Source organism: Pantoea vagans (assembly GCF_001506165.1).
Classification (GTDB): Bacteria; Pseudomonadota; Gammaproteobacteria; order Enterobacterales; family Enterobacteriaceae; genus Pantoea; species Pantoea vagans_C.
On the sequence record NZ_CP011427.1, the window covers coordinates 3333147 to 3351496 of the forward strand.

15 protein-coding genes are annotated in these 18350 nt (G+C 54.0%); 5 read left to right on the forward strand and 10 right to left on the reverse strand.

Features of this window, described 5'->3' with window-relative positions:
• The first annotated feature begins 18 nt into the window (after window positions 1–18).
• From surA to apaH, 5 genes are read left to right on the forward strand one after another with little or no spacing between them, the layout of a single operon-like run.
• Complete coding sequence (gene surA, locus LK04_RS15545) at window positions 19–1314, forward strand: peptidylprolyl isomerase SurA (RefSeq protein WP_039329389.1); 1296 nt, start codon at window positions 19–21, stop codon at window positions 1312–1314.
• A complete protein-coding gene (gene pdxA / locus LK04_RS15550; protein ID WP_039329572.1) occupies window positions 1304–2296 on the forward strand; it encodes a 4-hydroxythreonine-4-phosphate dehydrogenase PdxA in 993 nt (330 codons plus the stop codon). Before surA ends, pdxA begins: the two co-directional genes overlap by 11 nt.
• Window positions 2289–3113 carry a 16S rRNA (adenine(1518)-N(6)/adenine(1519)-N(6))-dimethyltransferase RsmA gene (gene rsmA / locus LK04_RS15555; protein WP_039329391.1) on the forward strand — a complete coding sequence of 275 codons (825 nt, stop codon included), beginning with the start codon at window positions 2289–2291 and terminating at the stop codon, window positions 3111–3113. Before pdxA ends, rsmA begins: the two co-directional genes overlap by 8 nt.
• Window positions 3114–3117: 4 nt before the next feature.
• Window positions 3118–3495 (forward strand): Co2+/Mg2+ efflux protein ApaG, encoded by a 378-nt coding sequence (gene apaG, locus LK04_RS15560; protein WP_039329393.1) that lies wholly within the window; start codon window positions 3118–3120, stop codon window positions 3493–3495.
• 51 nt (window positions 3496–3546) lie between these two features.
• Window positions 3547–4416: a bis(5'-nucleosyl)-tetraphosphatase (symmetrical) ApaH gene (apaH, locus tag LK04_RS15565; RefSeq protein WP_039329395.1), complete on the forward strand. Its 870-nt coding sequence runs from the start codon at window positions 3547–3549 to the stop codon at window positions 4414–4416.
• Between the two features lie 149 nt (window positions 4417–4565).
• On the opposite strand, the gene folA is transcribed toward apaH, so the two are convergent.
• From folA to ribF, 10 genes are all read right to left on the reverse strand, one after another.
• Window positions 4566–5048, reverse strand: a complete 483-nt coding sequence (gene folA, locus LK04_RS15570; protein WP_039329396.1) for a type 3 dihydrofolate reductase — start codon at window positions 5046–5048, stop codon at window positions 4566–4568.
• A 287-nt stretch (window positions 5049–5335) separates the two neighbouring features.
• On the reverse strand, window positions 5336–6478 hold the full coding sequence (locus LK04_RS15575; RefSeq protein ID WP_039329398.1) for a porin: 1143 nt from the start codon (window positions 6476–6478) through the stop codon (window positions 5336–5338).
• A 240-nt stretch (window positions 6479–6718) separates the two neighbouring features.
• On the reverse strand, window positions 6719–9943 hold the full coding sequence (gene carB / locus LK04_RS15580) for a carbamoyl-phosphate synthase large subunit (RefSeq protein ID WP_039329400.1): 3225 nt from the start codon (window positions 9941–9943) through the stop codon (window positions 6719–6721).
• Window positions 9944–9956: 13 nt separating this feature from the next.
• Window positions 9957–11105: a glutamine-hydrolyzing carbamoyl-phosphate synthase small subunit gene (gene carA / locus LK04_RS15585; protein ID WP_039329402.1), complete on the reverse strand. Its 1149-nt coding sequence runs from the start codon at window positions 11103–11105 to the stop codon at window positions 9957–9959.
• A 470-nt stretch (window positions 11106–11575) separates the two neighbouring features.
• Window positions 11576–12391 (reverse strand): 4-hydroxy-tetrahydrodipicolinate reductase, encoded by an 816-nt coding sequence (dapB, locus tag LK04_RS15590; RefSeq protein ID WP_039329405.1) that lies wholly within the window; start codon window positions 12389–12391, stop codon window positions 11576–11578.
• A 225-nt stretch (window positions 12392–12616) separates the two neighbouring features.
• Window positions 12617–13570 carry a 4-hydroxy-3-methylbut-2-enyl diphosphate reductase gene (gene ispH / locus LK04_RS15595; RefSeq protein ID WP_039329407.1) on the reverse strand — a complete coding sequence of 318 codons (954 nt, stop codon included), beginning with the start codon at window positions 13568–13570 and terminating at the stop codon, window positions 12617–12619.
• On the reverse strand, window positions 13551–14021 hold the full coding sequence (gene fkpB / locus LK04_RS15600; protein WP_039329409.1) for an FKBP-type peptidyl-prolyl cis-trans isomerase: 471 nt from the start codon (window positions 14019–14021) through the stop codon (window positions 13551–13553). The genes ispH and fkpB overlap by 20 nt, the downstream gene beginning before the upstream one ends.
• 6 nt (window positions 14022–14027) lie before the next feature.
• Window positions 14028–14531, reverse strand: coding sequence for a signal peptidase II (gene lspA / locus LK04_RS15605; protein WP_039329411.1), 504 nt, complete (start codon window positions 14529–14531; stop codon window positions 14028–14030).
• Window positions 14531–17350, reverse strand: a complete 2820-nt coding sequence (gene ileS, locus LK04_RS15610) for an isoleucine--tRNA ligase (protein WP_039329413.1) — start codon at window positions 17348–17350, stop codon at window positions 14531–14533. The genes lspA and ileS overlap by 1 nt, the downstream gene beginning before the upstream one ends.
• A 27-nt stretch (window positions 17351–17377) precedes the next feature.
• Window positions 17378–18316, reverse strand: a complete 939-nt coding sequence (ribF, locus tag LK04_RS15615) for a bifunctional riboflavin kinase/FAD synthetase (protein ID WP_039329415.1) — start codon at window positions 18314–18316, stop codon at window positions 17378–17380.
• Between the last annotated feature and the right edge of the window lie 34 nt (window positions 18317–18350).

Below are 18350 nucleotides of genomic sequence, written 5' to 3' on the forward strand. Positions count from 1 at the left end.
AACAACAATGGATAAAGTATGAAGAACTGGAGAATGCTGATTCTTGGTGTAGCGATTACCGCTAACACTGCGTTCGCAGCCCCACAAGAGGTTGATAAAGTTGCCGCAGTCGTGAACAACGGTGTGGTGCTGGAAAGTGACGTTGATAACATGATGCGCACCGTGAAATCACAGGCGCAGCAGGCACATCAGCAGTTACCTGATGACAAAACCTTGCGTCATCAGATCCTTGAGCGTCAGGTCATGGATGCCATCATTCTTCAGATGGGTGAAAAAGCCGGCCTGCAGGTCAGCGATCAGCAGCTGGATCAGGCGATCCAGAACATTGCCGCACAGAATAAGATGACCATGGATCAGTTGCGCAGCCGCCTCGCCTATGACGGTATGAATTACAATGCTTACCGTGCGCAGATTCGCCAGGAGATGCTGATTTCTGAAGTGCGTAACAACGAAGTGCGCCGTCGTGTGACCATCCTGCCACAGGAAGTTGATGCGCTCGCCGCTCAGGTTGGTTCACAAAACGCCCAGGGTACGGAGCTGAATGTCAGCCAGATCCTGCTGCCGCTGCCCGAAAATCCAACCCAGCAACAGGTGGACGATCAGGAAGCGCTGGCGCGTCAGCTGGTGGGACAACTGAAAGGCGGTGCCGACTTCGGTAAACTGGCGGTCACCTACTCTGCCGATCCACAAGCGCTGAAAGGCGGCAACATGGGCTGGGCAAAAATTGAAGAACTGCCAACCCTGTTCTCGCAGGCACTGAGCACCGCGAAGAAAGGCGACATCGTTGGCCCAATCCGTTCCGGCGTGGGCTTCCACATCCTGAAAGTGAACGATCTGCGCGGTGAGAGTAAAAATATCTCGGTAACCGAAGTACATGCGCGTCACATTCTGCTGAAGCCGTCACCGATTCTCACTGACGCGCAGGCGCAGGCGAAGATCGAGCAGATCGCTGCTGATATCAAAAGTGGTAAAACCACCTTTGCCGCCGCAGCAAAACAGTTCTCTGACGATCCCGGTTCGGCTAACCAGGGTGGCGATCTCGGCTGGGCAACCCCAGAAATCTACGATCCGGCATTCCGTGATGCACTGCTGAAGTTGCAGAAAGGCCAGATCAGCGAGCCAGTACACTCATCCTTCGGCTGGCACTTGATTCAGCTGCTGGATACCCGCCAGGTGGACAAAACCGATGCAGCGCAGAAAGAGCGTGCTTATCGCCTGTTGTTCAACCGTAAATTTGCTGAAGAAGCACAGACCTGGATGCAGGAACAGCGCGCCAGTGCTTACGTGAAAATTCTGGATGGCAATGGCCAGTAACTATCGTGTGGTGATCACGCCCGGCGAACCCGCCGGGATTGGTCCTGATCTCACCGTTCAACTGGCCCAGCTTGACTGGCCAGTTGAGCTGGTGGTGTGTGCCGACGGTAATCTGCTCCGCCAACGCGCCAGCCAACTCGGCTTGCCGTTAACGCTGCGTGATTACCAAGCAGGTGTAGCCGCGCAACCGCAGCAGGCGGGTACGTTAACGCTGTTGCAGGTCGATACCGCTCAACCCGTGACGCCCGGTGAGCTCACCGTCGCAAACGGTCACTATGTGCTGGAGACGCTGGCACGTGCCTGTGATGGCTGCCTGAATGGCGAGTTCGCTGCGCTGATCACCGGTCCGGTTCATAAAGGTGTGATCAATGATGCCGGCATTCCGTTTACCGGCCATACCGAATTCTTTGCCGATCGCGCAGGCGGAGACCGCGTGGTGATGATGCTGGCAACGGAAGAGTTACGCGTTGCTTTGGCGACCACCCATCTGCCATTAAAAGATGTCTCCAATGCTATCACCCGCGACAGCCTGCATGAAGTGATCACCATTCTGCATCAGGATTTACAGCAAAAATTTGGCTTAGCGCAGCCACACATCTTTGTTTGCGGCTTAAACCCTCATGCTGGCGAAAGCGGTCACATGGGTCGCGAAGAAATTGATACCATTATTCCGGCGCTCGACGAACTGCGTCAGCAAGGCATTCAGCTCACTGGCCCTTTGCCAGCGGATACCTTGTTCCAGCCGAAATATTTGCAACATGCCGATGCCGTCCTGGCGATGTATCACGATCAGGGCTTACCGGTGCTAAAATTTCAGGGGTTTGGTCGTGCGGTGAATATCACCCTTGGCCTGCCCTTTATCCGGACCTCTGTCGACCACGGCACCGCGCTTGAATTAGCCGGCCAGGGCAAGGCAGAACCGGGCAGCTTTATCACGGCGCTTAATCTCGCCATCACTATGATCAAGAGCAGTAATGAATAATCGCGTCCACCAGGGGCACTACGCCCGTAAACGTTTCGGGCAAAACTTCCTGAACGATAAGTACATTATCGACAGCATTGTCTCCGCTATTCACCCGCAGAAGGGAGAAGCTATCGTGGAGATTGGTCCCGGCCTTGGCGCCTTAACGGAGCCCGTCGGCGAACGTCTCGATGCATTGACCGTTGTTGAGCTGGACCGCGACCTGGCCGCGCGTTTACAGACCCATCCGTTCCTCGGCCCTAAGCTGACCATCTATCAGCAAGATGCGATGACCTTTGATTTCTCCGCTCTGGCGCAAGAGAAAGGTCAGCCGCTGCGTGTGTTTGGCAACCTGCCCTACAATATCTCCACGCCGCTGATGTTCCACCTTTTCAGCTATACTGGTTCGATTAAAGATATGCACTTCATGCTGCAGAAAGAAGTGGTTAACCGTTTGGTTGCCGGACCAGGCAGCAAAGCCTATGGTCGTCTGAGCGTGATGGCGCAATATTACTGCCAGGTTATTCCGGTGTTGGAAGTGCCACCTGAATCCTTTACCCCACCACCTAAAGTGGATTCCGCCGTGGTACGTTTGATGCCTTATGCACAACCACCGCATCCGGTCAGCGATATTCGTCTGCTGAGCCGTATTACCACGGAAGCGTTCGGTAAACGTCGTAAAACTCTGCGTAACAGTCTCGCACATATGTTTGCGGCCGGTGCGCTGGATCAACTCGATATTGATGCCTCGCTGCGTGCAGAAAATGTCACCGTGGCGCAGTATTGCCAACTGGCCAACTGGCTGGGTAACCATCAGGCTGAAACGCCGGAGAGCTGAGTGTATGAGTGAATTGGCCCGCGTCTGTGTCCATGTATTGAGCCAATATGTGGAATCGCAATCCTTGCCCGACGAGGATCGCTACGTGTTTGCCTACACCATCACCATTCGCAATCTGGGGCGTAACAGCGTGCAGTTGCAGAGCCGCTACTGGCTAATCACCAATGGCAACGGTCGCGAGACGGAAGTACAAGGTGAAGGCGTGGTAGGCGAGCAACCGCACATTGCTGCTGGCGGAGAGTTCCAATACACCAGCGGTGCGGTGCTTGAAACACCAATGGGCACCATGCAAGGTCACTATGTGATGATCGACGAAGAAGGCGAAGAGTTCCACGTCGAGATTCCGGTGTTCCGACTCGCAATACAAACCCACATTCATTAATCCTCCTCCGCCCGGCCAGTCCGGGCGGCGCGTTTTGATCGGACTGACGTAATGAGCACATACCTGATTGGCGATATCCACGGCTGTTATGACGAATTACGTGCGCTGTTGGCGCGCGTTGATTTCGATCCACAGCAAGATGAGCTGTGGCTAACGGGCGACTTAGTCGCGCGCGGACCGGGTTCGCTAGACGTCTTACGCTACGTGAAATCGCTGGGAGATTGCGTGCGCCTGGTGCTGGGCAATCACGATCTGCACCTGCTGGCTGTTTATGCGGGCATCAGCCGTAACAAGCCGAAAGATCGCCTGACGCCGTTGTTAGAGGCTGCCGATGCGGATGAACTGATTAACTGGTTGCGTCGCCAGCCGCTGCTGCAGGTTGACGAAGAAAAGAAGCTATTGATGGCGCATGCGGGCATCACGCCGCAATGGGATCTCGATACCGCGAAACTGTGCGCGGCTGAAGTGGAAGCGGTGCTTTCCAGCGATACCTACCCCCTGTTCCTGGATGCAATGTATGGCGACATGCCAAACAACTGGACACCGGAACTGACGGGTCTGGCACGCCTGCGATTCAGCACCAATGCGCTGACACGCATGCGCTTCTGTTTCCCCAACGGTCAGCTGGATATGATCTGTAAAGAAGCGCCGAACTCTGCCCCACCGCCACTCAAACCCTGGTTCAATGTTCCCGGCAAGATTGGCAGTGAATATACGCAAATATTTGGTCACTGGGCCTCGCTGGAAGGCAAAGGCACGCCGAGCCATGTGATTGGCCTTGATACAGGCTGCTGCTGGGGCGGCACGCTGACTTTATTGCATTGGGAAACCATGCAGTATCACGTGCAGCAATCCAATCGCGTGCAGGCGATGGCAGAAAGCGCAGTCAGCGCACATCCACCACTCAGTGACGCGCAGTAAGTAAAAAGCTCCGCCAGTTGAGCGGGGCTTTTTTTCGGTCGCCATAAATGGCGCCCCTACGATGACGCTGCACGACCTTCGTAGGGTGCGCATCAAGGCAGACGCAGCACGGCCTTTGTAGGGTGCGCATTGATGCGCACCAGGCAAAATTAGCGGCGGCGGTCCAGAATCTCAAAGCAGTAGCTGTGTGAATTCTGCGCATCCGCATCGTGGAATTCACTAAAGGTAGACTGCCACTCATCCGGCTCGTAATCCGGGAATTGGGTATCGCCTTCTACTTCCGCATCAATATGGGTCAGATACAGACGATCCGCACGTGCCAGCATCTGTTCATAAATGCGGCCGCCACCGATCACCATTATCTCCTCGACGTCGCCGGCAGCTTTAACCGCCTCATCCAGTGAAGTGACCCAAGTGACGCCTTCATGCGTCCCCGGCTGGCTGCTGACCACAATATTCAGACGACCCGGTAATGGGCGTCCAATGGATTCAAAGGTCAGGCGACCCATAATCACCGGCTTATTCAGCGTATGACGTTTAAACCACGCCAAATCTGCTGGCAGGTTCCATGGCATGGCGTTTTCCATACCAATAATGCGATCGGCTGCCAGTGCCGCGATGAGACTAATCATGTTAAAAGACCTACAGGAAAAAAATTGGCGCCATCATACGTAAAGGCGAAAGTTTCGTCGATAGGCCGACCCCGCTATTTGCGTAAAGCTCCTATGCCACCGCATTTTTGTTATTGGACAGAGTTTTACACCGAGTTTCGCAGCATATCTGGGAAGAGGCGCCAGAATAGTTCGGCGAAGCGGCACAATTCAGGGTGAAAACAGGGATTGATGGGATGGAGTGTAAAGAAAATCGCACTCTATGCGACAAAGAAAAACGGCTCCCGCAGGAGCCGTTAAAACCACGATTAGAAGTCGTAGCGCACACGCACCAGGTTCATGTTACCCAGTGATTTATCGGTGCTGGAGGTAATCACATATTCGTAATCAATCTGGAAGCCGTAGTCCAGCTTGGTGCTGATACCTACGCCGTTATCGATACGCTTGTAGTTACGTCCGTTGACGAATTCCAGACGGTCGCCCATGAAGTATGGCTGGATAGATTTAACCGCATACTGGCCGATTGGGAACTTGTAACCCGCGAAGTATTCCACGCCCCACGCATCATCCGCGAAGTAGTTATTCACGGTGTTACGTTTGGTTGGTGAGAAGTTCTGATACCAGCCGCCGCCTGCAGACAGCGTCCAGTTATCTGGCGTCCAGCTCAGCGCGGTGCCATAGATGTTCTGGTCGTAATCTTTGCTTTCGCCAGTGCCTGGGTTGTGGATATCAGCACGCGTGTAGTTCCACGCGGTGCCCCATGCCAGATCTTTGGTGATGTGATAGTTCACGCCCAGTGAGCCGCCGCCTTTACGCTTGTAGCGCAGGCCGTTACCTGGCAGGTAGTTGTTATCTTCAAACAGGTATGACGCATAAACATCTACATCGCCGAAGGTGTTTTTGTACTTCAGCATCTTACGTGAGCGATAAGAACCGTCGTAGTCGCCGTTGATACCGTTGCCTGGTGCCTGGGCCAGCATGTCGTAGTCCCAGATATCGGTCTTCGCGCCAACCACATCATAGTAAATGCTGTTCTGCTGACCAAAGGTCAGCTGACCCCAGGTTTTGCTTTTCAGACCGGTATACAGCTGACGACGCGTGGTGTTGTGAGCGCCATCTGCATAGTGGTTATCCCAGCCCCACCATGCCGGGAAGTTCACACCCAGCTCGTAGTAGCTGACCCAGCTGATGTCATCAAACAGGTAGTAATCAGCAGAGAAACGGAAACGTGAACCGCCATCAAAGCCATTACGCTTGTAAGACTTGTCGTTCACACCTGCCTGATGCTGGAACTGTGGACGAATACTGCCGCCCACTTTGAAATCAAGACGGCTGAGTGGATCGCCCGCCTGCGGATCCTGCTTGAGCAGGGTAATTTCCGCCTGGCTGGCGAGAGGAGCAGCAACTAACAATGCAGCCACTGCACTGAGGGTGAAAGCACGCATTTTCATTTTTTATATCCCAGTTAAGGTGAGCGCTCTATTAATGAGCGTGCGAAATAGTACGGTGCGCTGCCCGGGATCTTATTTATAAATTTGTGCGAATAATCCGAGGTGTAACCGGTATCGCATCAACTGATAAAAACTATGTCAAATCAATAGATTTTTAACACATAACGATATTCAACCAGGGGAAAACAGGCGAAAAAAAACGGCCCTTTTAGGGCCGTTTTATTCAGGTCAATCGCGGGATTAACCTTTGATTTGCGCGTGCATTTCCTGCACAGAAATCACTTTCTCGGTTGGGTCAGCGTTCAGCGCCATGGCTGTAGCGAATCCACCGTTCAACGTGGTGTCATAGTGCACCTTATATTGCAGCGCACTGCGGCGAATCAGTTTTGAATCTTCAATCGCCTGACGTCCTGCGGTGGTGTTCACGATGTAGGTGTATTCACCGTTCTTCAGGCGGTCCTGGATATGTGGACGGCCTTCATGCACCTTGTTCACCAGACGTGGGTTGATACCCGCTTCGCCCAGCACCACGGCGGTACCGTGCGTGGCATCTAACTCGAAGCCAAACTTCTGCAACTTAGCGGCCAGGTCAACAATACGCTTCTTATCACCTTCGCGCACTGACAGCAGGGCACGACCGGTTTTCTTCATATTGCTCTGCGCACCCAGCATCGCTTTGGCGAAGGCTTCAGCGAAGGTACGACCAACGCCCATTACCTCACCAGTAGAGCGCATCTCTGGGCCAAGGATAGGGTCAACACCCTGGAACTTGTTGAACGGCAGTACCACTTCTTTAACAGAGTAGTAAGGTGGAATCACCTCTTCCGTTACGCCCTGCTCGGCCAGCGTTTTGCCTGCCATCACGCGTGCGGCCACTTTCGCCAGCGGTACACCCGTGGCTTTTGACACAAACGGCACGGTACGCGCGGCACGTGGGTTCACTTCAATCAGGTAAACTTCGTTGTCTTTCACCGCAAACTGCACGTTCATCAGACCGCGCACGTTCAGCTCAAAGGCCAGTTTCTCCACCTGCTGACGCATGACGTTCTGAATATCAGTGCTTAAGGTGTAAGCCGGCAGTGAACAGGCAGAGTCACCAGAGTGAACACCCGCTTGTTCGATGTGCTCCATGATGCCGCCAATCAGCACGCGCTCACCGTCGCAAATTGCGTCAACGTCGACTTCCACCGCATCATCCAGGAAGCGGTCCAGCAGTACCGGCGCATCGTTAGACACAGAGACGGCGGTCTGGAAGTAACGCTTCAGGTCGATTTCATCGTAAACGATTTCCATCGCGCGGCCGCCCAATACATAGGAAGGACGTACCACCAGCGGATAGCCGATACCGGCCGCTTTCTCTACCGCTTGTTCCAGGGTAGCAACGGTGGCGTTAGCCGGTTGCTTCAGGCTCAGGCGATCAACCGCCTGCTGGAAACGTTCACGGTCTTCGGCACGGTCAATCGCATCCGGGCTGGTACCAATCACTGGCACACCGGCTGCTTCCAGCGCACGCGCCAGCTTCAGTGGAGTCTGACCACCGTACTGCACGATCACGCCTTTTGGCTTCTCAATGCGCACGATTTCCAGCACGTCTTCCAGCGTTACCGGCTCGAAGTACAGACGGTCTGAGGTGTCATAGTCCGTCGATACGGTTTCCGGGTTACAGTTCACCATAATGGTTTCGTAACCGTCTTCGCGCAGCGCCAGCGCCGCATGTACGCAGCAGTAGTCGAACTCGATACCCTGGCCGATACGGTTTGGACCGCCACCCAGAATCATGATTTTGTCACGATCCTGGTTTGGATTGGCTTCACACTCTTCTTCATAGGTTGAGTACATGTACGCGGTATCGGTTGAGAATTCCGCCGCACAGGTATCCACGCGTTTGTAAACCGGATGCAGGTTGAACTGCTGACGCAGTTTGCGGATTTCGCTCTCAGCGACGCCCGCCAGGTTTGCCAGACGCACGTCAGCAAAGCCTTTGCGCTTCAGAGCACGCAGGAAATCAGCGTTCAGTGAGTTCACACCTTCACGGGCAACCTGCTCTTCCAGACGCACCAGCTCTTCGATTTGCACCAGGAACCAGCGGTCAATGTTGGTCAGGTTGAACACGCCATCCACAGACATACCCGCACGGAATGCATCCGCGATGTACCAGATGCGGTCAGAACCGGCATCTTTCAGCTCGCGGCGGATACGGGTCAAGGCTTCTGCGTCATCCAGATCCACTTTCGGGTCGAAACCGTTCGCACCGACTTCCAGACCACGCAGTGCTTTCTGCATTGACTCCTGGAAAGTACGGCCAATCGCCATCACTTCACCCACCGACTTCATCTGCGTGGTCAAACGGTCATTCGCGCCCGCAAATTTCTCGAAGTTGAAGCGAGGAATCTTGGTAACAACATAATCGATTGAAGGCTCGAACGACGCTGGGGTACGACCACCCGTGATATCGTTCATCAACTCGTCGAGCGTGAAGCCTACCGCCAGTTTCGCCGCCACTTTTGCAATCGGGAAGCCGGTGGCTTTAGACGCCAGCGCTGATGAGCGTGAAACACGCGGGTTCATCTCGATAACAATCAGGCGACCATCTTTCGGGTTCACCGAGAACTGCACGTTTGAACCACCGGTTTCCACACCGATTTCACGCAGTACCGCCAGCGAGGCGTTACGCATGATTTGGTACTCTTTGTCCGTCAGGGTTTGTGCTGGCGCCACGGTGATGGAGTCACCGGTGTGGATACCCATCGCATCGAAGTTTTCGATGGAGCAGACGATGATGCAGTTGTCGTTTTTATCACGCACCACTTCCATCTCGTACTCTTTCCAGCCAATCAGCGACTCATCAATCAGCAGCTCATTGGTCGGCGACAGGTCAAGGCCGCGCTCACAAATCTCTTCAAACTCTTCACGGTTATAAGCGATACCGCCGCCGGTGCCGCCCATAGTAAAGGAAGGACGGATGATGCAAGGGAAGCCAACATCTTCAGCCACGACCAGCGCTTCTTCCATGGTATGTGCGATACCTGAACGCGCGGTGTCCAAACCGATGCTCTTCATCGCAACGTCGAAACGGCGACGGTCTTCGGCTTTATCAATGGCGTCTGCGGTGGCACCAATCATGGTGACACCGAACTCTTCCAGTACACCCTGACGCTCCAGCTCCAGCGCGCAGTTCAGCGCGGTCTGACCGCCCATAGTTGGCAGCACTGCATCCGGGCGCTCTTTTTCGATGATTTTGCGCACCACTTCCCAGTGAATTGGCTCGATGTAGGTCGCATCGGCCATTTCCGGGTCGGTCATGATGGTAGCCGGGTTGGAGTTGACCAGAATGACGCGGTAACCCTCTTCACGCAGCGCTTTACAGGCCTGCGCACCGGAGTAGTCGAATTCACATGCCTGGCCGATAACGATCGGGCCAGCGCCAAGGATCAGGATGGATTTTATGTCTGTACGTTTTGGCATCGTGGGCTCCTGATTACTTCGCGTTAGAACGGTAAGCTTCGATCAGTTCGATAAAGTGATCGAACAGCGGCGCCGCATCGTGCGGGCCTGGGCTCGCTTCGGGGTGTCCCTGGAAGCTAAAGGCCGGTTTATCGGTGCGATGAATACCTTGCACAGTCTGGTCGAACAGCGACACATGCGTAACACGCAGATTCGCCGGCAACTGGCTGTCATCAACGGCAAAACCATGGTTCTGCGCGGTAATCATCACCGTGTTGTTATCCAGGTCTTTCACCGGATGGTTGCCGCCGTGATGACCAAGCTTCATCTTAATGGTCTTAGCACCGCTGGCCAGCGCCAACAGCTGATGGCCGAGGCAAATACCGAACACGGGAATATCGGTTTTCAGGAACGCCTGAATGGCGTTGATGGCGTAATCGCACGGTTCCGGGTCACCCGGGCCGTTTGACAAGAAGATGCCATCGGGATTGAGTGCCAGCACCTCTTCAGCGCTGGTTTTCGCTGGGACAACCGTCAGGCGGCAGCCGCGATCCACCAGCATGCGCAGGATGTTGCGCTTCGCACCAAAGTCATAAGCAACAACATGGAATGGCAGCTCTGCGGCAGTTTTCTGCTCTGGCAGATCACCTTCCAGCGTCCAGCTACCCTGTTGCCACGCGTAGGTTTCCGCGGTGGTCACTTCTTTTGCCAGATCCATGCCTTTCAAACCCGGGAACGCCTGTGCCTTTTGTAGCGCCAGTGCGGCGTCTGGGTTATCCCCTGCAATGATGCAGCCACTCTGTGCGCCCTTCTCACGCAGCAAACGGGTCAGTTTGCGCGTATCAATATCGGCGATGCCCACAATGTTATTGCGCTGCAAGTAAGCTGACAGGCTCTCTTCACTACGGAAGTTGCTGGTGATCAGCGGCAGGTCGCGAATGACAAGGCCTTGAGCATGGATTTGGCTGGATTCTTCATCGGCGGCGTTAACGCCAACATTGCCGATATGGGGATAAGTAAGGGTAACGATTTGGCGGGAATAGGAAGGATCAGTGAGGATTTCTTGATAACCAGTCATTGACGTATTGAAAACGACTTCCCCCACTGCCGACCCCGTTGCCCCGATGGCCCGACCGTGGAATTGGGTTCCGTCTTCCAGAACCAAGAGCGCTGACTTAATCAAAACATCCTCCAGGGAATAAACAGTCACAATATTTGCATATTAATTCAAAATACATGCCCGAATCAATGCAAAATCCGCCTGACTGCTCGAATTTTGGCAAATTGCGCGCATTCTAATGATCGACCTGCAGCTTGTCTACCCTGAGTGGTTATTTTTTTGTATTTTTAGCGCACTTGAATGTTAAAAACTGAGAAAGGCGATAAAAGAGTAAGGAAACTGGGAAAAATAAACGGTTGCTGAGCGGAAATAATCGGAAATTCGTGCTACACCGCATAAATTTTTGACCAAATGGTCAAAATTGGCATCATTTTGAATAAAAATAGATCGCAAACTCATTAAAACAATGACCTCAGCCAATTAAGAAGCCCAAACCATCATTTTAAAGACAAAATAAAGGGCAATGAAAACATTGCCCTATTCAATCAACATCTTACCGATTGAAATAACCACATCACGATGGTTCACAACACTCACAACATCGATAAATCCAGCACATCACGCATATCATAAAGGCCAGATTTCTTAGTCTTTAGCCAACTTGCCGCTTTAACCGCGCCATTTGCGAAGGTCATACGGCTGGAGGCCTTGTGGGTAATCTCTACGCGCTCACCAATATCGGCAAACATAGCAGTGTGTTCACCTACGATATCGCCAGCGCGCACCGTGGCAAAACCAATGGTTTGCGCTTTACGCTCACCGGTATGGCCTTCCCGCGCGTAGACCGCGTGTTCGTCCAGTTTCCAGTTCATCGCATCGGCAATCGCTTCACCCATTGCCAAGGCTGTACCTGATGGTGCATCAACTTTATGACGATGGTGCGCTTCAACGATTTCAATATCGGTATAGTCGCCCATCACCTTCGCCGCCTGCTGTAACAGGTTCAGCACCAGGTTGACGCCCACGCTGAAGTTGGCGGCGAACACGATGCCAATCTCTTCCGCCGCAGCGCGAATCGCGTCTTTTCCTGCTTCATCAAACCCAGTGGTGCCAATCACCATCGCCTTTTTGTGCTCACGGCAGAACGCCAGATACTCCAGCGTGCCTTCCGGGCGGGTAAAGTCGATCAGCACATCGAAATCATCTACCACTTTCAGCAAATCGTCGGTCAGGGTCACACCGATTTTACCGATGCCCGCCAACTCTCCAGCATCAGTCCCCAGCAGCGAAGAACTGCTACGGGCCAAAGCGGCGCCTAAGGTTACGCCTTCCGCCTGCTGCGCGGCCTGAATCAAATTGCGTCCCATGCGGCCCGGCGCACCAACGATAGCAATGCGGATATCACTCATATTTATTCATTCCTGATACAAATCTATGCATGCAAAGCGTAAACAGGTTAACGGTCAGATAACAGTCACGCCACAATAAAAAAGGGATAATAAGAATTTTACGCCAGCCGCCAAACATTATCAGTAATTGCAATCCCACCTGCTGGAAGTGGTCTTTGGCATGGCGACAGACAAAGAAAAGGCCGAACAATGTCGGCCTGATTGTGAAACAGCGGTTGTCATCGCTTACTGCACGTTGCGCACTTCGACGCGCAGCTCTTTCGGTACTTCAAACACGATATTCTCTTCACGGCCAATCAACTCGATGGCTGCTTCACCGCCCAGTTCACGCAGGCGTTGAATCACCTGCTGCACCAGAATATCAGGCGCTGAGGCACCGGCTGTCACACCAATGATCTGTTTGTCTTTCACCCACTCTTCCTGGATGTCATCCGCTGAATCAATCAGCTTCGCCAGTTTCCCTGCACGCTGTGCCAACTCAGCCAGGCGATTAGAGTTAGAGGAGTTTTTCGAACCGACCACCAGTACCACTTCAGCATCACGCGCCAATACACGCACCGCTTCCTGACGGTTGGTCGTGGCATAACAGATATCATCTTTGCGCGGCCCGATAATCGCCGGGAAGCGCTGGCGCAGTGCATCGATCACGTCCGAGGTATCGTCAACCGACAGCGTGGTCTGCGTCATAAAGCACAGATTGCCTTCATCTTTGACGCTCAGCTTAAACACATCTTCCGGCGACTCCACCAGATACATGCCACCCTTAGGGTTGTTGTACTGCCCCATGGTGCCTTCCACTTCTGGATGACCGGCATGACCAATCAGAATGGCTTCAACACCTTTACGGCTGGCACGTGCGACTTCCATATGCACTTTGGTCACCAGCGGGCAGGTGGCATCAAACAGCATGGTGAGGTTACGTGCTTTGGCTTCAGCACGAACGGCCTGAGAAACCCCGTGCGCTGAGAAGATCAGGATGGCGTTATCGGGCACTTCGCTGATCTCTTCGATAAAGATCGCGCCGCGCTCACGCAGGCTGCTCACCACGTAGCGGTTGTGCACCACTTCATGACGCACGTAGATAGGCGCGCCGTACATCTCCAGCGCGCGCTCCACGATACTGATGGCGCGATCCACGCCAGCACAGAAACCGCGAGGGTTAGCTAACAGGATTTGCATCACTACCCTCCAGTACCGGATCAATCTCCAGCACTTCAATTTCAAACTGAATGCGCTGACCGGCCAGCGGATGGTTGAAATCAACGGTGATTGAGTCACCGGAAACTTCACGGATTACGCCGGGCATTTCACTGCCACCCCGACCGCTGAACAGCATGATGGCCCCGACTTCCGGCTCACCTGCATCCTTGAAATCACGACGCGAAAAGTACTGGATCAGGTCCGGGCTGGTGCCACCAAAGGCATCATCCGGTGCCAGTGTAAAGGTGTGCTTATCACCGACTTTACGCCCAAGCAGTTCCTTTTCTAACGCACCAGACAGGCTGCCATCACCCAGACGGAACAGCGCTGGTTTGCCGTTGGCGCGCGTGGATTCGGCGGTTGAGCCATCTTCCAGCTTCAATGTGAAATGCACCAGCAACGCGCTATCGCGCTGAACGGAGTCCATCATCTGTTGTTACCCTTTCTCTTTGACCTGTTTATCTTTCGGCGTAAGGAAACCTTCCAACACCACCAAGGCAGCACCGATGCAAATTCCGCAGTCGGCGATATTAAAGGTGGCGAAGTGCCAGTCGCCGACATAGAAGTCGATGAAATCGACCACGAAGCCGTGATAAGCACGATCAAACAGGTTTCCCAACGCTCCGCCGATAATCAGCGCATAAGCAATATTAGTTAATTTGTTGCTGGCGCGGTTGCGATACATCATCACCACCAGCGACACGACAATCGCAATCGCGATGCCGGCAAAGAACCAGCGCTGCCAGCCGCCTTTGTCCGCCAGGAAACTGAACGCCGCGCCATAGTTGTGCGCGTAGAACAGATTCAAAAACGGTATCAGCGGCTTGGTCTCGTGCAGCATCATGTTGTTCATGATCCACTGCTTGCTGGCGAAATCGATCACGATCACCACCAGCACCAGCCACAACCAACGCAATCCGGTAGAGCAGAGTTTACTCATCAGGCAAATTTCCGCACTTCACCGTTGCCGGCTACGTTGGTGTAACAACGACCACAGACCGCAGCATGCTCCGGATTCTGGCCAACGTCGGTAGTGTAATGCCAGCAGCGCGGACATTTCTCGCCTTCTGCTTTATGCAGCGCAATTTTCAGACCTTTCAGTACTTCGCTCTGCTGCGCTTCAACACTCGCGGTAGCGTAATCGGCCACGATCGCGCCTGACGTCAGCAACACAAAGCGCAACTCATCGCCTAATGCCTGCAACTTGGCCGCCAGCTCAGCGTCTGCGTACAGCGTGACGGTGGCTTCCAGTGCACCGCCGATGCGCTTGTCGCTACGTGCCTGCTCGATCACTTTGTTGACTTCACCGCGCACTTTCAGCAGGTCATCCCAGTAAGCATCGTTCAGAGCTTCGTTATCGGCCAGATCAAACAGACCTTGGTACCACTCTTCGGTGAACACGTATTTCGCGCGATCGCCCGGCAGGTAGCCCCAGATCTCATCGGCCGTGAAGGACATGATTGGTGCCATCCAGCGTACCAGCGCTTCAGCGATGTGCCACAGCGCGGTCTGGCAGCTGCGACGCGCCAGGCTGTCACCTTTAGCGGTGTACTGGCGATCTTTGATCACATCCAGATAGAACGAGCCCATTTCGATGGAGCAGAAATGCATCAGACGCTGCACCACTTCGTGGAAATCGTAGTTGTCATAAGACTGGACGATATCTTGCTGGGCTGCCAGCGCACGGCCAACGGCCCAACGATCCACTACTACCATCTCTTCTGGCTTCACGCAATCAGTGGCCGGGTTAAAGCCTGCGAGGTTAGCCAACAGGAAGCGCGCGGTGTTACGGATACGACGATAGCTGTCCGCCGCACGCTTCAGGATTTCATCGGAAACCGCCATTTCACCGGAGTAATCGGTTGAGGCCACCCACAGACGCAGAATGTCCGCGCCGAGTTTGTCCATCACGTCTTGTGGTGCCACGGTGTTACCGATGGATTTCGACATCTTGCGGCCCTGACCATCCACGGTGAAGCCGTGCGTCAGTACCTGACGATAAGGCGCTTTGCCTTTCATCGCCGTAGATATCATCAGAGAAGACATGAACCAGCCGCGATGCTGATCGGAACCTTCCAGATACATATCCGGCGTATGGCCGCCGAATTCAGGGCGCGCATCCACCACGGAATAGCTGGTTGATCCAGAGTCGAACCACACATCCAGCGTATCCGGCACTTTGACGTAGTTGTCTGCGTCATCGCCCATCAGATCGCGTGGATCGAGATCCCACCAAGCCTGAATACCATCCTGCTCAACGCACTTGGCCACTTTCTCCATCAGCTCAAGCGTATCTGGATGCAGCTGCTCGGTCTCTTTGTGTACGAACAGCGCCATTGGCACGCCCCACGTACGCTGACGTGAGATACACCAGTCAGGACGATTCGCCACCATCGCTTCGATACGCGCCTGGCCCCAGTCTGGGATCCACTGCACGCCTTTGATCTCTTTCAGCGACTGCGCACGCAGACCTTTCTGATCCATGCTGATGAACCACTGCGGGGTCGCGCGGAAGATGATCGGCGTTTTATGACGCCAGCAATGCGGATAGCTGTGCAGCAGTTTCTCAACGTGCAGCAGTGCACCTTTTTCTTTTAACAGCTCAACGATCATGTCGTTGGCTTTAAACACATTTACGCCATCCAGCGTTGGATAAGTACCTGGCAGATACGCGCCATCTGGACCCACTGGGTTAGCGGTTTCCAGACCGTATTTCTGACCAATCACATAGTCATCCGGACCGTGGCCAGGTGCGGTATGTACCGCACCGGTACCCGCTTCCAGCGTCACGTGCTCGCCTAACACCACTTTGGATTGAATCTGCTCAAGGAATGGATGCTGGAACAGCTGCAGCTCAAGCGCGGCACCGTTGCATTCGCCCAGTACCGTCCACTCAGCGATGCCCGCGCGCTTCATCACGCTCTCAACCATCTCTTTAGCGAGGATCAGGCTACGACCTTCGATCTGCAGCAGCTGGTATTCGAACTCTGGATGCAGAGAGATACCGCGGTTAGCTGGCATGGTCCACGGCGTAGTGGTCCAGATCACCAGTGAAACCGGACCTTCTGAGGCTGCAACACCAAACTTGGCACGCACCGCGTCCGCATCGACGGCGTTGAACATCACATCGATAGAAGGAGAGGTTTTGTCGTAATACTCGACTTCAGCTTCAGCCAGCGCTGAGCGGCAATCCATGCACCAGTGCACCGGCTTCGCACCTTTGTGCAGATGGCCGTTGCCGATGATTTTACCCAGCGCACGAATGATGTTGGCTTCAGTTTTGAAGTTCATGGTCAGGTACGGACGATCCCAGTCACCCAGCACGCCCAGACGGATGAAGTCTTTCTTCTGACCTTCAACCTGCTCTGCGGCATAGTTGCGGCAGGCTTCACGGAACTCCGCGGCGCTGACTTTCTCGCCCGGCTTACCGATCATCTGCTCAACTTTGTGCTCAATCGGCAGACCGTGGCAGTCCCAACCTGGCACATACGGCGAGTCATATCCCGCCATGCCTTTCGACTTAACGATAATGTCTTTCAGAATCTTGTTAACGGAGTGACCAATATGAATGCTGCCGTTCGCATAAGGAGGGCCATCATGCAAAATAAAGGTTTTTTTCCCTTTTTTGGCTTCGCGGATGATGCCGTACAGGTTGTCATCATACCAACGTTGCAGCATTCCCGGTTCGCGTTTGGCCAGATCGCCACGCATCGGGAACCCCGTTTCCGGCAAATTCAGGGTAGATTTATAGTCACTCATCAGATTCTCGGTTCCGTATTTCGGTCATTAAGCCGGTGCGTTAAGCCCAAAGAATTGGCGGGCCGTCACCACATCTTTCGCAATTTGTTCTTTCAGCGCGTCCAGCGAAGCGAAACGCTGTTCGTCGCGAATCTTCTGTTTCAGCACCACATCAATGTGATGCCCATAGAGATTCATATGTGTGTCAAGCAGGTGAACTTCAAGCTGCTGACGCAGACCTTTTACCGTCGGACGTGTGCCAATGTTAGCCACGCCGGGAATGGGTTGGTCACCCAGGCCTAAAACTTCAACCGCAAAAACCCCCTTCACCGGCGTTACCGTGCGGCGTAAAGGAATATTCGCGGTGGGAAAACCAATCGTGCGGCCCAGTGCATCACCGTGCACCACGCGGCCTGAAATGCTGAACGGATGGCCCAACAGCGCCTGTGCCTGCGCAAAATCATCCTGCGCCAGCGCCTGTCGTACCGCAGTGCTGCTGATACGTTTGCCGCCATCACAATAAGACTGGGTGCTGATGACTTCGAAGCCATACTCGACACCGGCTTTCTGTAATAACAGGAAATCCCCCTGGCGACCAGCGCCAAAGCGGAAATCATCCCCCACTGCGAGGAACTTCACATCGAGCTTATCCACCAACAGTTCGGCAATAAAACTTTGTGCGGAGTGCGCGGCAAAGCGGCGATCAAAACGGACACAGAGCACGGCATCAACGCCAGCCTGTTCGAGATACTTTAGTTTTTCGCGCAAACGCGTCAGGCGCGCTGGCGCTTTATCACCAGCAAACAACTCAAGCGGTTGCGGCTCAAACAGCATCACCACCACCGGCAGGTTGCGTTTACGTCCCTCAGCAATCAATTCCGCCATCAAAGCCTGATGGCCGCGATGGACGCCGTCGAAATTGCCAATGGTCAGGACGCAGCCGCGATGCTGCTCTTTCAGATTATAAATACCGCGGATAAACTTCATGGCTGACTCAAACCGGTGGAAATCGGCGGATTAT

What these genes read in the sequence shown, in the direction of transcription:
- apaG (WP_039329393.1), top strand. Translation starts at nt 3,118, where the DNA reads ATGAGTGAATTGGCCCGCGTCTGTGTCCATGTATTGAGCCAATATGTG.
- fkpB (WP_039329409.1), bottom strand. Translation starts at nt 14,021, where the DNA reads ATGATGGACTCCGTTCAGCGCGATAGCGCGTTGCTGGTGCATTTCACA.
- ileS (WP_039329413.1), bottom strand. Translation starts at nt 17,350, where the DNA reads ATGAGTGACTATAAATCTACCCTGAATTTGCCGGAAACGGGGTTCCCG.
- LK04_RS15575 (WP_039329398.1), bottom strand. Translation starts at nt 6,478, where the DNA reads ATGAAAATGCGTGCTTTCACCCTCAGTGCAGTGGCTGCATTGTTAGTT.
- rsmA (WP_039329391.1), top strand. Translation starts at nt 2,289, where the DNA reads ATGAATAATCGCGTCCACCAGGGGCACTACGCCCGTAAACGTTTCGGG.
- ispH (WP_039329407.1), bottom strand. Translation starts at nt 13,570, where the DNA reads ATGCAAATCCTGTTAGCTAACCCTCGCGGTTTCTGTGCTGGCGTGGAT.
- apaH (WP_039329395.1), top strand. Translation starts at nt 3,547, where the DNA reads ATGAGCACATACCTGATTGGCGATATCCACGGCTGTTATGACGAATTA.
- lspA (WP_039329411.1), bottom strand. Translation starts at nt 14,531, where the DNA reads ATGAGTAAACTCTGCTCTACCGGATTGCGTTGGTTGTGGCTGGTGCTG.
- folA (WP_039329396.1), bottom strand. Translation starts at nt 5,048, where the DNA reads ATGATTAGTCTCATCGCGGCACTGGCAGCCGATCGCATTATTGGTATG.
- surA (WP_039329389.1), top strand. Translation starts at nt 19, where the DNA reads ATGAAGAACTGGAGAATGCTGATTCTTGGTGTAGCGATTACCGCTAAC.
- pdxA (WP_039329572.1), top strand. Translation starts at nt 1,304, where the DNA reads ATGGCCAGTAACTATCGTGTGGTGATCACGCCCGGCGAACCCGCCGGG.
- carB (WP_039329400.1), bottom strand. Translation starts at nt 9,943, where the DNA reads ATGCCAAAACGTACAGACATAAAATCCATCCTGATCCTTGGCGCTGGC.
- dapB (WP_039329405.1), bottom strand. Translation starts at nt 12,391, where the DNA reads ATGAGTGATATCCGCATTGCTATCGTTGGTGCGCCGGGCCGCATGGGA.
- ribF (WP_039329415.1), bottom strand. Translation starts at nt 18,316, where the DNA reads ATGAAGTTTATCCGCGGTATTTATAATCTGAAAGAGCAGCATCGCGGC.